Source organism: Nocardia sp. BMG111209, assembly GCF_000381925.1.
In the GTDB taxonomy this organism is placed as follows: domain Bacteria; phylum Actinomycetota; class Actinomycetes; order Mycobacteriales; family Mycobacteriaceae; genus Nocardia.
Genome location: NZ_KB907309.1, coordinates 619,643 through 638,154, shown reverse-complemented (window position 1 = coordinate 638,154; position 18,512 = coordinate 619,643). Strand labels below are relative to the sequence as shown.

Sequence of the window (18,512 nt, the reverse complement as noted above, 5' to 3'; positions counted from 1 at the left end):
GATGATCGACTTCGCGATTCCCGCCGAGCTGGCCGCCGAACGTGACCGGATTCGCCGGTTCGTCATCGACAAGATCGTCCCCTACGAGCGCGACCCCCGGCTCACCTCGCACGGGCCGAACGACGACCTGCGGCAGGAACTCGTCGAGCTGGCGCGCGCGGAGAAGCTGCTGACCATCCAGGCTCCGGTCGAACTGGGCGGGGCGGGCCTGGGTGGCCGCAGCCTGACCCACGTCGAGCAGGCGGTGCTGTACGAGGCGGCGGGCTGGTCCACCCTCGGCCCGGTCGCGATGAACTGCGCCGCCCCCGACGAGGGCAACATGTTCCTGCTGTCGAAGGTGGCGAATCCGCAGCAGGTGGATCAGCATCTCGCGCCGCTGATCGACGGCCGCCAGCGCTCGGTCTTCGCGATGACCGAACCCGGCGGCGCGGGCTCGGATCCCGGCCAGCTGTCCACCGCCGCCACCTTCGACGGCGAACGTTTCACGGTGAACGGCCGCAAATGGCTGATCACCGGGGCCGACGGCGCGGTCAGCTGGATCATCATGGCCCGGCTCGCGGCCAATCCGTACCTCCCGGAGGGGCCGACGCTGTTCCTGACCGACGGCGGGCAGCCCGGCATCGTCATCGAGCGGACCATGAACACGATGGACCGCAACTACGTCGGCGGCCACGGCGTCGTCCGGTTCGACGACCTCACCCTGCCGAAGGAGGCGCTGCTCGGCGAGGCCGGGCAGGCCCTGCGCTACGCGCAGCTGCGGCTGGCCCCGGCCCGGCTGACCCACTGCATGCGCTGGCTCGGCGCGGCCGAACGGGCACAGCACATCGCCGTCGAACACGCCCGCACCCGCACCGCCTTCGGCCGTCCGATCGGCGAGCACGAGGGTGTGTCGTTCCTGTTGGCGGACAACGAGGTCGCGCTGCACCAGTGCCGCCTCACCATCTGGCACGCGTGCTGGCTGATGGATCAGGGCGAGCGGGCCCGGCACGAGAGCTCGATGGCCAAATCCTTCGTCTCCGAGGAGCTGTTCAAGGTCGCCGACCGCTGCGTACAGGTGCTCGGCGGCATCGGGATCAGCGACGAGACCGTGGTCGAGATGATTTTCCGCGATATGCGAGCCTTCCGTCTCTACGACGGTCCGACCGAGGTGCACAAATGGGCCATCGGCCGAAAGGTGCTCGGCTGACCTCGAGGGGTTTCGGAGAAGGCCCGAACTCGTCATAATCGAGCACCCGGTTGCGCCGGGGATCATGCGTGTGTTCTGCTCGGTGGCGGTGCCGCCGGGCCGATCAGGTCGGTGCGCCGTGAGCGGATTGTCGCCCGGCGTCGGCGCCGGGCCTGTCACAGCTAGGAACGAGTCGCATGAGTTCGGAATTGCACGTCGATGTGTCCGCCGGAATCGCTGTGCTCACGCTCCACCGGCCGGCCCAGCAGAACGCCTTCACGCCGACGATGGCCACCGAACTCGGCACCGCCTTGCGCCGCTGCGACAGCGAGGACGTGATCCGGGCCGTGGTCATCACGGGTACGCCGCCCGCCTTCTGCGCCGGCGCGGACCTCTCCAACCGGATCGGCGAGGTCAGCGCCACCATCGATCCGCCGCCGTGGCGGATCCGGAAGCCGGTGATCGCGGCGGTCAACGGCCACGCCGTCGGCATCGGGCTCGCGCTGGCCCTGCAGTGCGACCTCCGCTACATGGCCCGCGACGCCGTCTACGGACTGAACCAGGTGCGTCGCGCGGCGCTGGCCGACGGCTACGCGCACTGGACGCTGCCGCGGCTGGTCGGTATGGCCAATGCCGCCGACATCATGCTCACCGGCCGGACTTTCGACGGCGAGGAGGCGCAGGCGATGGGCCTGGCCAACTCCTGTCTCCCGGCCGGCGAGGTACTGCCCACGGCCCTGGCCGTCGCGCACGATCTGGTCGGCGGGTCCGCGCCGCTGCCGATGGCGCTGTCGAAGCGGCTGATGTGGGAAGGGCTCGGCATGAGCCCGGAGACGGTCGGCCGCCTGGAGTCCGAGCTGACCGCCTATGTCGCGGAGAGTGTCGACGGCGGCGAAGGCATTGCGGCACTGCGGGATCGGCGTCAGCCGAAGTGGAGCGGCAGTGTCGCCGGGGAATGGCCGGCGACCGAATGGTCGGAGACCGGCCTGTCCGGTGAACCGGAACCGCCCGGACTGGATTGAGCCGCAACCCGATCCGATCCGCACGCCGGGCGAGCGCCTCGGCTCAGGCGTTGCCGCCGAGCATGATCAGCACGAACATGATGGCCGTGATGACCATCAGCGCGGTGCCGACCACGCCGAGGATGTAACCCACCAGCACCTGTGACCGGCCGCCCAGACCGCCGTAGGACCGGTCGATCTGCGTCAGCGCCTGCTTGCCCATCACCCAGGCCACCGGACCCAGTGCGCCGCAACACAACACGCTCAGCGCCCCGAGGAGCAGCACCGTCGTCGCGTGCGGGTGCTCGACCGGCGAACCGGGCGGTTCCTCGGGTAGCCCCCCGTAGAAGGGCGCGTCATTCCACATGGCCACCCCATCGATTCTATGGGGGCAGAGCCGATTCTCGCCGAATCCGGTGCGGATCAGGCGAGTCGGTCGATCTCGGGCGCGGCGGAGCCGGTCGGCTCAGCCGCGCCGGCGGCGGGCGATATCGGCGAGCACCACGCCGGCCGCGACGGAGGCGTTCAGCGATTCCACCGGCCCGGCCATCGGAATGCTCAGAATGCGGTCGCAGGTCTCCCGCACCAGCCGCGACAGTCCCTTGCCCTCGGAGCCGACCACCACGACCGTCGGTGTGCTGCCGTCGAATTCGTCCAGAGTGGTGTCGCCACCGGCGTCCAGGCCGACCACCTGCAAGCCGGCGTCGGCCCATTCCTTCAGTGTCCGAGTGAGATTCGTCGCGCGCGCCACCGGGAGCCGGGCCGCGGCGCCGGCGCTGGTGCGCCACGCCACCGCGGTCACGCTGGCGCTGCGCCGCTGCGGGATCAGCACCCCGTGCCCGCCGAAGGCCGCCACCGAGCGGATCACCGCGCCGAGATTGCGCGGATCGGAGATGTTGTCCAGGGCCACCAGCAGCGGGGGAGTGCCGGAGCGCAGGGCGGATTCGAGCAGATCCTGCGGATGCTGATAGCGATACGGCGGCACCTGCAGCGCGAGGCCCTGGTGTAAACCGTTGCTGCTCAGGCGATCCAGATCGCCGCGCGGCACCTCCAGGATCGAGATGCCCTCGTCCGCCGCGAGTTTCACCGATTCGGTGAGGCGCTCGTCGTTCTCGGTGCCCACCGCCACGTACAGCGCGGTCGCCGGTACCCCGGCCCGCAGGCATTCGACGACCGGATTGCGGCCGAGGACCAGTTCCGGGCCGTCCTCCTGCTTGCGCCCGGCCGGCCGGCCGGGCCGCGCGGCCTGTTTGGCGGCCACCGCGGCCCGCTTCGCGGCGGGATGTTTCGGCCGCATGTGCGCGGGCGGGGTCGCACCCTTGCCCTCCAGGCCGCGACGCCGCCGGCCGCCGGAACCGACGACCGCGCCCTTCTTGCTGCCGGTCTTGCGGATCGCGCCCTTGCGCTGGGAGTTGCCTGCCATCTAGATCCCCTCCTGTTTGCCGAGTGCCCATTCCGGGCCGCTCGGGGTGTCGGTGACCTCGATGCCGGCCGTCTTCAGCCGATCTCGCACGGCATCGGCGGTGGCCCAGTCCTTTTCGGTACGGGCCTGCTGCCGCCGTTGCAGTTCCGCCCGGATCAGTACGTCGAGCGCGTCCAGCGCCGCCGAGGAATCCTGCGGGGCGACCCAGTGCGAATCCAGCGGGTCGACGCCGAGAATGCCCAGCATGGCCCGGACCTGCCCGGCCAGTTCCCGCGCGGTGTCGATGGAGCCGGAGCCCAGCGCGGTGTTGCCCTCGTGCACCACCCGGTGAATCTCGGCCAGCGCCTTGGGAATTCCGAGATTGTCGTCGAGCGCCTCGGCGAAGGCGTCGGTCCACTTGCCGACCGGCACTGCACCGCTGCGCTCCACCACCCGCTGCACGAAGGCCTCGAGCCGCTGATAGGTCGCGGCGGCATCGCGCAGCGCCTGATCCGAATACTCCAGCATCGAGCTGAAGTGCGCGCTGCCAAGGTAGTACCGCAGTTCGACGGCCCGCACCTGCTTCAGCACATTGGGCACGGACAGCGTGTTGCCCAGCGATTTGGACATCTTCTCGCCGCCGAGGGTCACCCAGCCGTTGTGCAGCCAGTATCGGGCGAATCCGTCCCCGGCCGCGCGCGATTGGGCGATCTCGTTCTCGTGGTGCGGGAACACCAGATCCATACCGCCGCAGTGGATGTCGAATTCGGCGCCGAGGTAGAACTCGGCCATCGCCGAGCATTCCAGATGCCAGCCGGGCCGGCCCGGACCCCAGGGCGAGGGCCAAGTGGGCTCGCCGGGTTTGGCGGCCTTCCAGAGCGTGAAGTCGCGCGGGTCGCGCTTGCCGGTGCCCGCGCTCTCGCCTTGGTGCACATCCTCGAGCCGATGCCCGGACAGCGAACCGTATTCCGGATAGCTGCGGACGTCGAAATACACGTTGCCCTCGGAGGCGTACGCGTGGCCGCGCTCGATCAACCGTTCCATCAGGTCGACCATCTGCGTGATGTGGCCGGTGGCACGGGGTTCCACCGAGGGCGGCAGCACGCCGAGCGCCTCGTAGGCGCGGTCGAAGGCGCGCTCGTGGGTCGCGGCCCACTCCCACCAGGGGCGGTCGTTGGCGGCGGCCTTGGTCAGAATCTTGTCGTCGATATCGGTGACGTTGCGGACGAAGGCCACGTCGTAGCCGTTGGCGGCGAGCCAGCGCCGGAGCACGTCGAACGCGACTCCGCTGCGGACATGGCCGATGTGGGGTTCGCCCTGCACGGTGGCGCCACACAGGTACACCGAAACGTGGCCGGGGACCAAGGGCGCGAAATCGCGCAGGGTCCGCGTCTCGGTGTCGAACAGGCGCAGAGTCACGACAGGCCATCCTACTGTGAGGTTTTTTCCAGAGAACCGGTGGAGGGGTTTTGTCAAGTATCGCGAAGGCGCCCTTGTCGGCGCCGCGGCGGGGGCGGCCGGAAGTGGGCCGCGTACACCATCGGCAGCGCGGCGGACCCCTTCGGAACTACGCTCGCGCCGCCTGGCTACAGCGATACAGCAGCGCGGTGGCGATCGCCGCCACACCCTCGCCGCGACCCGTCAGACCGAGACCGTCGGTGGTGGTCCCGGATACCGAGACCGGCGCCCCGAGCAGTTCGCCGAGCACCCGCTGCGCCTCGGCGCGGCGCGGGCCGATCTTCGGCCGATTCCCGACGACCTGGACGGCCGCGTTGACGACCGTGAATCCGGACTCGCCGAGCAGCCGCACGACCTCTTTCAGCATGGCCGCCCCGGACACACCGGCCCATTCCGGCCGGCCCACGCCGAACACGCCGCCGACATCGCCGAGGCCGGCGGCCGAGAGCAGGGCGTCGCAGAGCGCGTGCGCCGCCACGTCACCGTCGGAGTGCCCGGCGCAGCCGTCGGCATCGTCGAACAGCAGGCCCGCCATCCAGCAGGGACGGCCTGGCTCGACGGGGTGCACATCGGTACCGAGCCCGACCCGCATATCGGGGACGGTGTTCGCGGGGGAGTTCTCGATCGTCACCGGATCACCGCCTCGGGGCCGGCGCACAGGGTGCGGGCCAGATGCAGGTCCAGCGGTGTGGTGATCTTGAAGGCGCGCGGATCGCCGGGGATCACCCGGACCGGGACGCCGAGCAGTTCGACCAGACCGGCATCGTCGGTGATCGTGGGACGGTCGTTATCAACCCCGGGCGTGTCGAGCAGTGCGTGCGCCTCGCGCAGCAGCCGTACGTCGAAACCCTGCGGGGTCTGGATGGCGCGCAACAGGGTGCGGTCGGGTGTGCCGGTCACCGCACCGGCCGGATCGATCGACTTGATCGTGTCGGTCACCGGCAGGCCGGGCACCACCGCGGGATGACCGGCGCGCAGCTCGGCCACCACCCGGGCGATCAGATCCGGCGGCGTCAGGGCGCGGGCGGCGTCGTGCACGAGAACATGGGTGGCCTCGGGCGCGGCGGCGAGGCCGGCGCGGACCGAATCGGTGCGCTCGGCACCGCCGGTCACGACGCTGATCGGCACCGAACCGACCGGGACCAGGGCACGAGTGGTATCGATGAGGTCGGCGGGCACCATGATCACGATGTGGTCGATGACCCCGGACGCGATCAAACCGTCTGTTGCGAGGGCGAGCATGGTACTGCCGCCGATCTCGACGAACGCTTTGGGCAGCCCTTCGCCCAAACGCACGCCTCGACCGGCGGCAGGTACCAACGCCACGACACGAACGTGTGGCGTATTCACGATCAGGAGGCCGCGGCGAGAACCTCGTCGAGCAGGGTCTCGGCCTTCACGTCGTCGGTTCCCTCGGCGAGGGCGAGCTCACCGACGAGAATCTGACGGGCCTTGGCCAGCATCCGCTTCTCTCCGGCGGACAGACCGCGGTCCTGCTCACGGCGCCAGAGGTCACGAACGACCTCCGCCACCTTGTTGACATCGCCGGAAGCGAGCTTCTCGAGGTTGGCCTTGTAGCGGCGAGACCAGTTCGTGGGCTCCTCGGTGTGCGGTGCGCGCAACACCTGGAAAACCCGATCGAGACCTTCCTGACCGACGACGTCGCGGACGCCGACGTACTCCGCGTTCTCGGCGGGAACGCGCACAGTAAGGTCGCCTTGTGCAACCTTCAGGACCAGATACTCTTTCTGCACACCCTTGATGGTGCGAGTCTCGATAGCTTCGATCAGCGCCGCTCCGTGGTGGGGGTAAACGACGGTGTCTCCGACCTTAAAAATCATGTGTCCCGTGCCCCTTTCGATGCTCACAGTTTAACATGCGACTCGGTAACGGCGCGATCAACGACGCAGGTCAGGGCCACAACAGCAGGGCCCTGGGGGTTGACAGAACGAGCGTCGTGTGCATCTCGTTGTGCGAGAAAGGGTTACGGGCGAGTAGGCGTGACGCGCAACACTCCCCGGGGTCGGCGCGGGGAGTGGGGACAGAACTACTACGCTCCCTACTACTACTCTCCATCGTGGAGTGAACCGGTCGACATGGAGGACATCCCGTGACTGCCCTGAAAGCCACCACCGCCATTGCTGCGCTCGCCGCCGGTGCGGCGCTCGTGTTGTCGGGTTGCGGCGCCGGTCAGCTCTCGCAGACCGCGTCCCAGGTTTCCGCCGTCAACGGCAACAGCGCGAACGTGGGCAAGGTCTCGTTGCGCAATGTCCGAATCCTGCTGCCCGGCTCGGAGGAGTACACGAACGCCAAGGGCGGCAAGGCCGTTCTCGCCTTCAGCGCCGTCAACGGCAGCGGAGCGGCGCCGGACGAGCTCACCAGCATCACCACCGACCTCGGCGCGGTGCGCATCTCCCCGGCCACCCCCGAACTGCCGCCGCTGCAGGCGCTGGTCGCCGCGGGCCCGGAGGCCGGTCACGCCGGCGCGACCCCCGCCGCGAGCTCCAGCGCGTCGGCCACCCCGACCGCGGGCGCCGCCGCGAGCAGCACCGCGGGCGCCTCCGCCACCACGAGCGCCCCGGCCGCGGCCGCGAAGCCGTCCGCCGAGGCGAACACCGAGAACCGTACGGTCCTGGTCGAGATCACCGGCCTCACCAAGGACATCACGCCCGGCCTGACCTACCCGGTCACCTTCAACTTCAAGGACAACGGCACCGTCCTGGTGAACGTCCCGGTCGACGCCGGCTCCAACCGCGACCAGGCCGCCGAGCAACACTGAGCGTGCGCTCGGGCAACCGTTGAGTGGTGCTCACCGGCACCACTGAGCGGTGCTCACCGCTACTACCGGGCTGTGTCGGCCGAATCTGTCGGATCCACCGCCTAGGCTCCCTGCCGTGGCCAAGGTGAAATCGCTGTTCCGGTGCTCCGCGTGCAGCCACGAGGTTGCCAAATGGGTGGGTAGATGTCCGGCTTGCGGGGCGTGGGGGTCCATCGAGGAGGCCGCGGCGGCGCCCTCGACCCCCGCGGGTGCGCCCGCGGGCCGGCGGGCGCTGCTGCCGTCCACCGCGGCCGCCCCGCTGTCCACGATCGACTCGCAGCACACCCGGGCGCGTCAGACCGGCGTCCCCGAACTCGACCGGGTCCTCGGCGGTGGCATCGTGGCCGGTTCGGTCGTGCTGCTGTCCGGTGAACCCGGGGTGGGCAAGTCGACGCTGCTGCTCGAGGTCGCCCATCAGTGGGCCCGGCGGCACGAGGAGCGCGCACTGTATGTGACGGCCGAGGAATCGGCCGGTCAGGTGCGGCTGCGCGCCGACCGTACCGGGGCCGTGCACGAGCGCGTCTACCTCGCCGCCGAATCCGATCTGGCTACCGTGCTCGGGCATGTCGAGCAGGTGCGGCCGACGCTGCTGGTGGTCGACTCGGTGCAGACCATGCTGGCCGCCGACGCCGACGGTGTCATCGGCGGCGTCACCCAGGTGCGCACGGTCACCGCGGCGCTCACCTCGCTGGCCAAGGCCAGCGGTATCGCCGTACTGCTGGTCGGCCATGTCACCAAGGACGGCAACGTCGCCGGTCCCCGCACGCTGGAACACCTCGTCGACGTGGTGTTGCAGTTCGAGGGCGACAAACACTCCACGCTGCGCATGGTCCGCGGCGTGAAGAACCGGTTCGGCAGCGCCGACGAGGTCGGCTGCTTCGAACTGCACGAGGACGGCATCGTCTGCGTCTCCGATCCGTCGGGGCTGTTCCTGCACCACCGCACCGGTATGGTGCCCGGCACCGCCGTCACGGTGGCGATGGACGGCAAACGGCCGCTGCTCGGCGAGGTGCAGGGTCTCACCGTGCACACCCAGGTACCCGCTCCCCGCCGGGCGGTGTCCGGCCTGGACTACAACCGGGTGTCGATGGTGCTGGCCGTGCTGCAGAGCCGTTGCGGGGTCTATCTGGGCAAGCACGACGTCTACGCGGCCACCGTCGGCGGGATGCGGCTGGTCGAACCGGCCGCCGATCTGGCGGTCGCGCTCGCCATCACCAGTGCCGTGCGGGACGCGCCGCTGCGCGAGGGCATGGTCATCCTCGGCGAGGTGGGGCTGGCCGGTGAGGTGCGGCCGGTCACCGGGTTGCGGCGCCGGCTGGCCGAGGCCGAGCGGCTCGGTTTCACCGAGGCGCTGGTACCGCCGGGGCTCGACCGCACGGGCCTGTCCATCACCGTCCGGGAGGCGGTGAGCGTGCGGTCCGCACTGGCTCTCAGCGGACTGCCGAAACGGTCCGCCGAACCGTATGTGGAGGCGGTCGATCAGTGAGCCTCAGGCGATGTTGAAGGTTTCCGGGCTGCTGCGGATCGAACCGAACTGCGCCACCACGGCGTAGGCGCCCGGCGGCACCGGCACGCGCTGCCCGGCGCAGTTGGGCTGCGAGGTCGTGCCGGACCAGGTCAGGGTGAAGGCGGCCTGCTGACCGGCGGACAGGGCCCGCACGTCGGCCGGGCCACCGGTATCGCAGTCGGTGTTGGACCACAGCCGGCGCTGGCCGTCCAGCGACTGCACCGAGACCTGTTGCAGTCCGGATCCGACATCGCGCTGGCAGGAGGCCGTCGAGATGTTGGTGATCACGATGCCGAACACCGGCTGCTCACCCGGCTTGTAGGTGGGCCTGCCGACGCTGAGCTTCACCGCCAGCGACTGGTCGGCGCAGGAGGCCGGCGAACCGCTGGCGAGCGCGTTGGCGGTGGCCGCGGCCGCCTTCGACACACTGGGATCGGGTGTGCCGGAAGGCGCTTCGGTGGCCGCGGCGGTCGTGGTGGCGGCGGTCTTGGCCGTCGTCGCCGTACCGGAGGCCGCGGCCCGGGGCGCCTTCTTGGCGGTGGTGCCGCCGCGCACCACCGTGAACGCCAGCCAGATCGCCAGCGCGAGGGCCAGTACCAGCGCGGCGATGGCGAGCAGGCGGCGACGCCAGTAGATCTCCGGCGGCAGCGGTCCATTCGGTTCCAGCACGCAACAAAGGTAAGGGCAGCATCGAGCGTGCCCGGTTCACGTATCCGGCGTGTCGGTCCGTACGGTGGCGCCGACCAGCGCGTCGGCGGCCGGGCGGTGTGGCGGCCGCCCGGCCGGGCGGGATCAGACCGTTTCGCCGATGTTCCCGACCACCCGGTGCAGCTGCACCCGGCCGTCGGTCAGCTTGTAGGTGACGCACGCGATGGCGCATTCACCGGTGGCGACTCGCTGCGAGATGGTCATCGACCGCTGCATCAGCAGGCGGCTGGTCTCCACCACGTGCCGCGCCTCCAGCTCGTCGACCTCGGACAGGCCCTCGCGGCGGCCGATCAGGATCGAGGGGGTGACGCGCTCCACCAGGCTGCGGATGAAGCCACCCGGCACGTCGCCGCCGTCGAGCGCGTCGATGGTGGCCCGTACCGCGCCGCAGCTGTCGTGGCCGAGCACCACGATCAGCGGCACCTGCAGCACCTCCACGCCGTACTCGATGGAGCCGAGGACCGAGGAATCGAGCACGTGACCGGCGGTGCGGACCACGAACATATCGCCGAGTCCCTGGTCGAAGATGATTTCGGCCGCTACTCGGGAGTCACCGCACCCGAACAGGATCGCGGAGGGCTGCTGTCCGCTGACCAACTTGGCTCGGTCGGCCGCCCCTTGGCTGGGATGCTGCAGGGTGCCGTTCACGAACCTTTCGTTGCCCTCGCGGAGGGCCTTCCAGGCACTGATCGGGTTCGAATGAGGCATGCGTCCCATTTTCCATATGTCGCGGCCTACCGGCCAGTCACCGGAGTTACGGTCCGGCAACCAGCGGCTCACGCCACGCCCGGATGCGGGGTGCGCTCGGCCCGGCACCGCCGCCGGTCGGCCGCGGTGCATGCGGGAGAATCGGCGCGGTAGCCGGGCCGGGATCACGCGGCCCGAGTGTTCCGCACGACACAGGATGGTGGGCCCGCGTTGGATTCGGACGTCTTGATCGAGTGGTATCGGGAGACCGCGCGTGACCTGCCGTGGCGCCGGCCCGGCGTCACGGCGTGGCAGATCCTGATGAGCGAGATCATGTTGCAGCAGACCCCGGTGGTGCGGGTGGAACCGATCTGGCGCGAATGGGTGGCGCGCTGGCCGGTGCCGTCGGCGATGGCCGCCGCCGCGCCCGGCGAGGTGCTGCGCGCCTGGGGAAAGCTGGGATATCCGCGCCGCGCGCTGCGCCTGCACGAATGCGCACGGGTGCTCGCCACCGAACACGGCGACGAGGTGCCCGACGATGTGGACGTGCTGCTGGGCCTGCCCGGGATCGGCGCCTACACCGCGCGGGCCGTGGCCTGTTTCGCCTACGGGCAGCGAGTTCCGGTGGTGGACACCAACGTTCGCCGGGTGGTCGCCCGCGCGGTGCACGGCCGGGCCGAGGCGGGCAACCCGTCCAGCCGGGACCTGGCCGAGACCGAGGCACTGCTGCCGGTCCGGATCGACCGCGCGGCCACCTTCTCGGCGGCCCTGATGGAACTCGGCGCGACCGTCTGCACCGCCCGCACCCCGTCCTGTGCCGGCTGCCCGCTGCCGAGCTGCGCCTGGGTCACCGCCGGTCGCCCGGTCTCCGACGTGGTCCGCCGCGTCCAGAAATACGAGGGCACCGACCGGCAGGCCCGCGGCCGCCTGCTGGATGTGCTGCGCGCGGCCTCCGGCCCGGTCGAGCGCGTCGCCCTCGACCTCGCCTGGATCCACGATCCCGGCCAGCGTGCCCGCGCCCTGGACTCGCTGCTGGTCGACGGCCTGATCGAGCAGACCCCCGACGGACTGTTCGCCCTGGCCGGGGAGGGGTAGGTCCGGGCCACCCGACCGGTACGGATCACCGCGCGGCCCGATTGCGAGAGGGTGCGGGAATCACCTCAGGCGGGAACGAGGGTGCGGCGGCGATTTCGGGTGCGGCCGCCGAATACCCGGCAGATCAGGTAGATCGCGAACGAGATCGCCGTGATGAATGTGGATACCGGGACGCCGGGGGCCAGCGAGAGCAGGATGCCGCCGACCGCGGAGATCTCCGCGAACACGACGGCCAGCAGGGTGGCGCGGGCCGGACTCGCGGTGATCCGGGCGGCGGCCGCCGCCGGAGTGATCAGCAGCGAGAGGACCAGCAGCGCGCCGACGATCTGCACCCCGAACGCCGCGGTGACGCCGAGCAGCACCGCGAACACCACCGACAGCGCCCGCACCGGAACCCCGCGCGCGATCGCCACCTCCGGATCGGTGCTGGCGAACAGCAACGGTCGATAGACGACGGCCAGCACCAGCAGCACGCCTGCGGTGCACGCGGCCAGCAGCCCGAGGCCGCCGTTGCCGACGCTCACCACCTGACCGGTCAGCAGCGAGAACTTCGAACCGGCCCGGCTCGGACCGAGCCACAGGAACAGCACCGACAGACCGAGCCCGAACGAGAGCACGACCGCGATCACCGAATCCCGTTCGCGCACCCGGGTGCCCAGCAGGCCGAACAACACCGCGGCCACCACCGAGCCGGCGATGGCCCCCACCCCCACGCCGACCCCGGCCAGCAGCGCCGCGGCCGCACCGGTCAGCGACAGTTCGCTGGTGCCGTGCACCGCGAACGACATCTGCCGGCTGACGATCAGCGGGCCGATCATCCCCGCCAGCAACCCCAGCAGCGCCGCCGCCAGCACCGCCTGCTGGACGAAGTCGTAGGACAGCAGGTCGGCGGTGGTGCGGAAGTCGAACATCTCGGTGACGACCTCGGCCAGTTTGGCGCTCACGGATGCCCCCCGAGCGCGTCGGTGGCATCGCCGGTGCCGACGACGACCAGCCGGTCGCGCACCCGCAGCACGTCCACCTCGGTGCCGTAGAGCTCCGAGAGCACCTCCGAGGTCATCACCTCGTCGGGGGCGCCGATCCGGAACCGGCCGTCCACCAGATACAGCACCCGATCCACCAGCGGCAGAATCGGATTGATCTCATGGGTGACGAACAGCACCGCCGTGCCGTGGGACCGGCGCCGGTGATCGATGAGCTGCGCGACCAGCCGCTGATTGGCCAGATCGAGGCTCAGCAGCGGTTCGTCGCACAACAGCACCCGCGGATCGCCGACCAGCGCCTGGGCCACCCGCAGCCGCTGCTGTTCGCCGCCGGACATGGCATCCAGCGGCGAGTCCGCGTAGTGCGCGGCCCCGACCTGCGCGACGGCCGCCGCGACCAGGCGCCGCCGCCGCTTGCGATCGCGCAGCCCGAACCCCCACCGGTGCCCGTCCACCCCGAGCCCGACCAGATCCACCCCGCGCAGCTGCACCCCGGACTCGAACGACTTCTGTTGCGGCACATAGCCGATATGCGAATTGCCCAGTCGCGCGGGCACTCCCGCGATCTCGACCGCACCCGCACTCGGCGCGACCTGCCCCAGCAACATGCGCAGCAACGACGTCTTGCCGGAACCGTTGGGCCCCAGCACCGCGATGAACTCCCCGGCCGCGACATCGAGATCGAGCCCCTGCCACACCGTCCGCTCGCCGTACGCCAGCCGCGCCCCGCGTAGCCGGATCGCCGGCGCCGCGGCAGGTTCCGCCGCCGCAATGCCCGCCGCCTCGGCGACCGAATCGCCGGAGTCGCTGTCCGGGACGAACTTCCGCTGGACCGACGGAATACGCGCGGCCGGGTCCGCCACCGGATGCTCGCAACCCAGCGGACATTCGACCGAGAGGTTCGAGACCGTGCCGGACGGCAACGAAGTTGTTCCGGGAGCATCCGGTCCGAGCTCGGCCGCGGCCGGATCGGCGGCCGCCGGAACGGATGCGCCGGACGGGGTACCGCCCGTACCGATCCCGCCGTCGTCGGCCGGGCGGTCGCCGGGCAGTTCCGGCGCGTCGTCGTCGAGGGGCGATACGTGTGTGCGGCTGTCGGTGCGGGTGGTCTGGGGCATCGCTCGATCCGATCGGTTCTGCTCGGCGGTCAGCCGAGCGCGGTGGCCAGGGCCTGGGCGTTGCGGGTCTGCCATTGCAGGTAGTCCAGCCCCTGCGGCAGCGTTTCGGCGACCTCGATCACCGGAATGCCCGCGCTCTTCGCGGTGGCGGCGACCTCCTTCGTGGTCTTGTCCTCGGTCTGGACGTTGTAGAGCAGGGCGCGAACCTGTTTGCCGCGCAGCAGTTCCCGGACGGCGGCCAGATCGGCGGGCGCCGGATCGGTGCCCTGCTCGACGGCCTCGGCGAAGGCGTGCGGGGTGCGATCGTCGGCGTCGGCGGCCAGCAGCAGGTAATGGCCGATCGGCTCGGTCTGCAGCACCGGGGCCTTGGGATGCGCGGCGGCGATCTGCGCGGTCACGGCCGCGATGCCCTGGAGCGAATCGTGGAAGGCGGCGGCTCGATCGGTGTACGCCCGGGCGTGTTCCGGATCGATCTTGCCGAGTTCGGCGGCGATCCGGGCGGCGACCGCGTCGACGGTCGGCAGGTCGTACCAGATGTGCTCGTTGTCGTCCTGCTTCGCGCGGTCCGCGCGCAGATCGAAGGCGTCGACGGTGGGTTTGCTGCGTCCGGCGGCGGCCTTCTCGGCGAACTCGTCGTAATGACCGCCGTTCACCACGACCAGCGCCGCATCCCGGATCCGGGCGGCGTCCTGCGGGGTGGTCTGGTATTCGTGCGGGTCCTGGCTCGGATCGTCGATGAGCGAGACGACGCGCACGTCGGGCCCCGCGATCGCCCCGGCGATGCTGCCCCACACGTCGGTGGAGGCGACGACGGTGAGCCCGCCGGTGCCGGAGCTCGAACCGCCGCATGCGGTGAGGGTCGCCGCGAGGGTAGCCGTCCCGAGGGCGACGACGGCGAGTCTGCGGACGAATCTGCTGGTCACGCGGCGGTACTCCTGGCATTACAGAAAACGGAAACGATTTCCATTTGAATGTAGCGCACGTGTCCAGGTCCGGCGGTACGGACTGTCCCATTCAGGTTGTGTGTTACGACTCAGCAGGTGGCGCCGTGGAAACGACGCGGGCCCGCGGCCGGCGGCGAACGCCGGGCGCGGGCCCGAGTGCGGGAACCGATCAGGCCAGGGCCGGTACCGGCTGGCTCAGCAACTGCGCGCAGCGCAGCAAACCGAGGTGGCTGTACGCCTGGGGATGGTTGCCCAGTGATCGCTCGGCGATCGGGTCGTACTCCTCGCTGAGCAGGCCGGTGGGGCCCGCCACGTCCACGAGCTGGGCGAACAGCGCCTCCGCGTCCGATCGTTTGCCGATCAGCAGGTAGGCCTCCACCAGCCAGGCCGCGCACAGGTGGAAACCGCCCTCGCCGCCGGGCAGCCCGTCGTCGTGGTGGTACCGGTACACGGTCGACCCGCTGCGCAGCTCCGCCTCGGTGGCGACCACCGTGGCGGCGAACCGCGGGTCGGACGGGTCGATCAGCCCGCTCAGCCCGATGTGCAGGGTGGCCGCGTCGAGGTCGGGTCCGTCGTAGGCGGCGGTGTAGGACTGCACCTGATCGTTCCAGCCCTTCGCCTTCACCTCCTCGGAGATGACATCGCGCAGCGGCGCCCAGGCCGGGTCGGCGGACCGGCCGAACTTGTCCGCCAGCTTCAGGGCGCGGTCCACGGTCAGCCAGCCCATGACCTTGGAGTACACGTGATGACGCGGGGCGCCGCGGATCTCCCAGATGCCGTGATCGGGTTCGCTCCAGCGCCGCTGTACCGCGGACACCATGGCGCGCACCAACTCCCAGTCCCGGTCGGACAGCGCCGAATCGGGTTCGGTGGCGCCGTGCTTCTCCCGGGCCTCGGCCAGCGCCGCGATCAGGTCGACGATCGGGCCGAACACGTCGAGCTGGACCTGCATGTTGGCGGCGTTGCCGACGCGGACCGGCCGCGATCCGGCGTAGCCGGGCAGCTGGTCCAGTACGGCCTCGGGCGGCAGCGTCTCGCCGTACAGCGTGTACAGCGGGTGCAGCCGCTCCGGACCGGCCAGCGTCTCCAGCACGCGGTGCACCCAGTCCAGGTACTCCTCGGCCTCGGACAGCGAACCGAGGGTCACCAGCGCGTGCGCGGTGAGCGCGGCGTCGCGCAGCCAGCAGTAGCGGTAGTCCCAGTTGCGCACGCCGCCGATGTCCTCGGGCAGCGAGGTGGTGGCCGCGGCCATGATCGAGCCCGAGGGCGCGTGCACCAGGCCGCGCAGCGTCAGCGCGGACCGCTTCATCAGGTCCGGCTTCAGCGGCGGCAGCTCCAGCCGATCGGCCCATTCACGCCAGTAGCGCTCGGCGAGTCGGCGGCGCTCCGCCTCGGCGACCATGGTCGGCGCCAGATCGGAGGTACCGCAGCGCATTTCGAGCACCACGGGCCCGCGGGACGGATCCACGATCGCGCGCGCGGTCTGGTGGATGCCCTCCTCGAGGATCTCCCACTGCACGCCGGGGGAGCGCAGCACGATCGGGTCGTTGGTGCCGTGCACCCGCAGCCCGGCCGGTTCGCGCTCCAGCATGACCGGCACCTGGCCGAATTCCGGCCGCGGCGCGAAGGTCACCACCGCCTTGGCGTCGCCGGCGATGACCCGGGTGAGGTCGGTGCGCTCGGCCGGCACGTCGTGCGGCAGATAGTCGATGACTTGCAGGCTGGCCCAGCGGGTTTCGACGGTCATGGTGCCGTCGACGTAGCGCTGCGACAGCGGCAGGCCCGGCCGTTCCGGGGCCACGGTGAAGTGCCCGGCCTCCGGGCCGCCGAGTAGGTGTGCGAACACGGCCGCGGAATCCGGCTCGGGATGGCACAACCAGGTCACCGTGCCGTCGGGGGTGACCAAGGCCTTGGAGCGTGGCGCGGCCAGCATGGTCAGCCGCTCGATCCGGGGCGCGGAGGAGCCGGCCAGCCAGGTGCGGCGCTCCTCGAGCAGGAACGCCAGGGCCCTGGCCACCTCCTCGGTGCTGGTCACCCGGTATTTGGCCAGGCTCGCGCCGTCGCCGACCTTGATGCCCACATCGGGACCGGACAGCCGGGAGAAGGCCTTCTCGTCGGTGACGTCGTCGCCGAAGAAGACCGCCGCCGAGGCGCCCTCCTGATGCCGGATGATGTCCAGCGCGGCGCCCTTGTCGGTCTGCACGACCGCGAGTTCGATGACGGCCTTGCCCTCCGTCACCTGGACGCCCACCCAGCTGGCCGGGCCCTGGAGAGCCTGCTGGAGGGCACGCCGCCCGACCTCGGCCGCGGCATTGCGCACGTGCAGGGCGACGCTGGCGGGTTTGACCTCCACGGCCGCGCCGGGATTGCTCTCGGCGATGCGGGACAGCGCCGTCTGCACCTCACGCAGCAGCTGTTTCGCGTCGTTGTCGATGGCGTGCACGAAGCCGACATCGAACTCCGAGCCGTGGCTGCCGATCAGCTGTACCTCGACCGGTAAGCGCGAGAGCGCCGCCAGATCGCGTAAGGCTCTGCCGGAGATGACGGCTGCGGTGGTACCGGTCAGACCGGCGAGCGCACGCAGGGCGCTGACCGATTCTCGATGTGGATAGGCCTTCGTCGGATCGGACACGATCGGTGCGATCGTTCCGTCGTAGTCCGACGCGACCAGTAACCGTGGCATGCGGGCTACAGCAGCCAACGCACGCCGAAGTTCCTGTGGCAGATCCTGTGCGCTCACGCATCCAACCTCGTGATCGGAGGAGATTTTTCAGGGCGCGAGAAACTCTACTGGGTAGGGTTTGCTCGCGTGTTCGCGCAGTGATACGTGACGTTAACTTTTGCCCCGCTGCGCGTCACCCCGATTGTGCGGCCTCTTGTCGTACGTTAGCTGGCTTGCCACGCCAGAGCATCGGCAAACTTTTTGCCGGTTCTCAGGATTTGTCGCCGAGCAGCAGGTCGACGGTGAGTTCCAGGCGTTCGGTGACATCGGTCGCAGAGGCCCGCCGGGTGAGCCACGCCACCAGGTTCGACAGCCACACATCGCTGATGACGCGGGCGATCGCGAGGTCGCGATCCGTGGGCTCGCCGTCGTTCATGGCGCGGGCGAAGAAGCGGTCCATCACCCGCCCGACCCGATCGACCTCCGCCGCGGCGGAGGCGTCGGCGAACATGAATGCGCGCGTCATGGCCTCGGTGAGCAGCGGGTCGCGCTGCATGGCCCGGGTGACCTGGGTGAGCAGCGTGTGCATCCGCTCCCGCGCGCTCTGCCCGGGCAGCGGTTTGCGTTTGCTGTCGAACTGCTCGAATTCCCTGGACAGCGCGGAGACCAGGAGGTGCACCTTGGAGGGGAAGTACCGGTAGAGGGTGCCGACGGCCACGTCGGCTCGCTCGGCGACCGCTCGCATCTGCACGGCGTCGTAGCCGCCCTTGGAGGCCAGCGCGAGGGTGGCGTCCAGGATTCGCTTGCGGCGGTCTCGTTGTGCGGTCGAGCTGAGGTCGTCCTCGCTGAGTGTCGTCACCGGAGTGACGCGCGGGCGGGATCCCTGCGCACCCGTCTCGGTCGCCGGCTCTCGGGAGGGACTGGCCATCGGTGAAAGTCCTTTCCTGCACAGGTCGTTCGGTGG

General features: G+C 70.3%; 18 protein-coding genes. 5 read left to right on the top strand and 13 right to left on the bottom strand.

Annotation, left to right across the window (positions count from 1 at the left end):
- The first annotated feature begins 1 nt into the window (after position 1).
- Both G361_RS0134100 and G361_RS0134095 read left to right on the top strand, forming a co-directional pair.
- Positions 2-1,186 carry an acyl-CoA dehydrogenase family protein gene (locus tag G361_RS0134100; RefSeq protein ID WP_019931630.1) on the top strand — a complete coding sequence of 395 codons (1,185 nt, stop codon included), beginning with the start codon at positions 2-4 and terminating at the stop codon, positions 1,184-1,186.
- 176 nt (positions 1,187-1,362) lie between these two features.
- Complete coding sequence (locus G361_RS0134095) at positions 1,363-2,187, top strand: enoyl-CoA hydratase/isomerase family protein (RefSeq protein ID WP_019931629.1); 825 nt, start codon at positions 1,363-1,365, stop codon at positions 2,185-2,187.
- 43 nt (positions 2,188-2,230) lie between these two features.
- Here the strand turns inward: G361_RS0134095 and G361_RS0134090 are convergent, their stop codons facing one another.
- The 6 genes from G361_RS0134090 to carD form a co-directional block, all read right to left on the bottom strand.
- A complete protein-coding gene (locus G361_RS0134090) occupies positions 2,231-2,533 on the bottom strand; it encodes a DUF4190 domain-containing protein (protein WP_019931628.1) in 303 nt (100 codons plus the stop codon).
- A gap of 99 nt (positions 2,534-2,632) precedes the next feature.
- Positions 2,633-3,589: a 23S rRNA (guanosine(2251)-2'-O)-methyltransferase RlmB gene (gene rlmB, locus G361_RS0134085; protein ID WP_019931627.1), complete on the bottom strand. Its 957-nt coding sequence runs from the start codon at positions 3,587-3,589 to the stop codon at positions 2,633-2,635.
- Complete coding sequence (gene cysS, locus G361_RS0134080; protein WP_019931626.1) at positions 3,590-4,987, bottom strand: cysteine--tRNA ligase; 1,398 nt, start codon at positions 4,985-4,987, stop codon at positions 3,590-3,592.
- A gap of 148 nt (positions 4,988-5,135) precedes the next feature.
- Positions 5,136-5,618, bottom strand: coding sequence for a 2-C-methyl-D-erythritol 2,4-cyclodiphosphate synthase (gene ispF, locus G361_RS0134075; RefSeq protein ID WP_026343839.1), 483 nt, complete (start codon positions 5,616-5,618; stop codon positions 5,136-5,138).
- Positions 5,619-5,653: 35 nt separating this feature from the next.
- Positions 5,654-6,376: a 2-C-methyl-D-erythritol 4-phosphate cytidylyltransferase gene (ispD, locus tag G361_RS0134070; RefSeq protein WP_081635723.1), complete on the bottom strand. Its 723-nt coding sequence runs from the start codon at positions 6,374-6,376 to the stop codon at positions 5,654-5,656.
- 2 nt (positions 6,377-6,378) lie between these two features.
- Entirely contained in the window at positions 6,379-6,867 is a 489-nt protein-coding gene (gene carD, locus G361_RS0134065) for an RNA polymerase-binding transcription factor CarD (protein ID WP_019931623.1), read from the bottom strand.
- A 269-nt stretch (positions 6,868-7,136) separates the two neighbouring features.
- On the opposite strand from carD, the gene G361_RS0134060 reads away from it, so the two are divergent.
- Both G361_RS0134060 and radA read left to right on the top strand, forming a co-directional pair.
- Positions 7,137-7,805, top strand: a complete 669-nt coding sequence (locus G361_RS0134060) for a hypothetical protein (RefSeq protein WP_019931622.1) — start codon at positions 7,137-7,139, stop codon at positions 7,803-7,805.
- A gap of 115 nt (positions 7,806-7,920) precedes the next feature.
- The gene (gene radA / locus G361_RS0134055; RefSeq protein WP_019931621.1) at positions 7,921-9,330 is read left to right on the top strand and encodes a DNA repair protein RadA; all 1,410 of its coding nucleotides are present in this window, start codon (positions 7,921-7,923) and stop codon (positions 9,328-9,330) included.
- Positions 9,331-9,333: 3 nt separating this feature from the next.
- Here radA and G361_RS0134050 read toward each other — a convergent pair whose 3' ends face one another.
- The gene (locus G361_RS0134050) at positions 9,334-10,020 is read right to left on the bottom strand and encodes a hypothetical protein (RefSeq protein ID WP_019931620.1); all 687 of its coding nucleotides are present in this window, start codon (positions 10,018-10,020) and stop codon (positions 9,334-9,336) included.
- Positions 10,021-10,143: 123 nt separating this feature from the next.
- Positions 10,144-10,767 (bottom strand): carbonic anhydrase, encoded by a 624-nt coding sequence (locus G361_RS0134045; protein ID WP_019931619.1) that lies wholly within the window; start codon positions 10,765-10,767, stop codon positions 10,144-10,146.
- 177 nt (positions 10,768-10,944) lie between these two features.
- On the opposite strand from G361_RS0134045, the gene G361_RS0134040 reads away from it, so the two are divergent.
- On the top strand, positions 10,945-11,841 hold the full coding sequence (locus G361_RS0134040) for an A/G-specific adenine glycosylase (protein WP_019931618.1): 897 nt from the start codon (positions 10,945-10,947) through the stop codon (positions 11,839-11,841).
- Positions 11,842-11,906: 65 nt separating this feature from the next.
- On the opposite strand, the gene G361_RS0134035 is transcribed toward G361_RS0134040, so the two are convergent.
- The 5 genes from G361_RS0134035 to kstR form a co-directional block, all read right to left on the bottom strand.
- Positions 11,907-12,785, bottom strand: coding sequence for a metal ABC transporter permease (locus G361_RS0134035; RefSeq protein ID WP_019931617.1), 879 nt, complete (start codon positions 12,783-12,785; stop codon positions 11,907-11,909).
- Positions 12,782-13,597: a metal ABC transporter ATP-binding protein gene (locus tag G361_RS45845; protein WP_036496348.1), complete on the bottom strand. Its 816-nt coding sequence runs from the start codon at positions 13,595-13,597 to the stop codon at positions 12,782-12,784. Before G361_RS45845 ends, G361_RS0134035 begins: the two co-directional genes overlap by 4 nt.
- Positions 13,598-13,971: 374 nt before the next feature.
- Positions 13,972-14,865, bottom strand: a complete 894-nt coding sequence (locus G361_RS0134025; protein WP_019931615.1) for a metal ABC transporter solute-binding protein, Zn/Mn family — start codon at positions 14,863-14,865, stop codon at positions 13,972-13,974.
- Between the two features lie 190 nt (positions 14,866-15,055).
- Positions 15,056-17,626: a trehalose-phosphatase gene (gene otsB / locus G361_RS0134020; protein WP_026343838.1), complete on the bottom strand. Its 2,571-nt coding sequence runs from the start codon at positions 17,624-17,626 to the stop codon at positions 15,056-15,058.
- A gap of 193 nt (positions 17,627-17,819) precedes the next feature.
- Positions 17,820-18,476 (bottom strand): cholesterol catabolism transcriptional regulator KstR, encoded by a 657-nt coding sequence (gene kstR, locus G361_RS0134015; RefSeq protein WP_019931613.1) that lies wholly within the window; start codon positions 18,474-18,476, stop codon positions 17,820-17,822.
- Between the last annotated feature and the right edge of the window lie 36 nt (positions 18,477-18,512).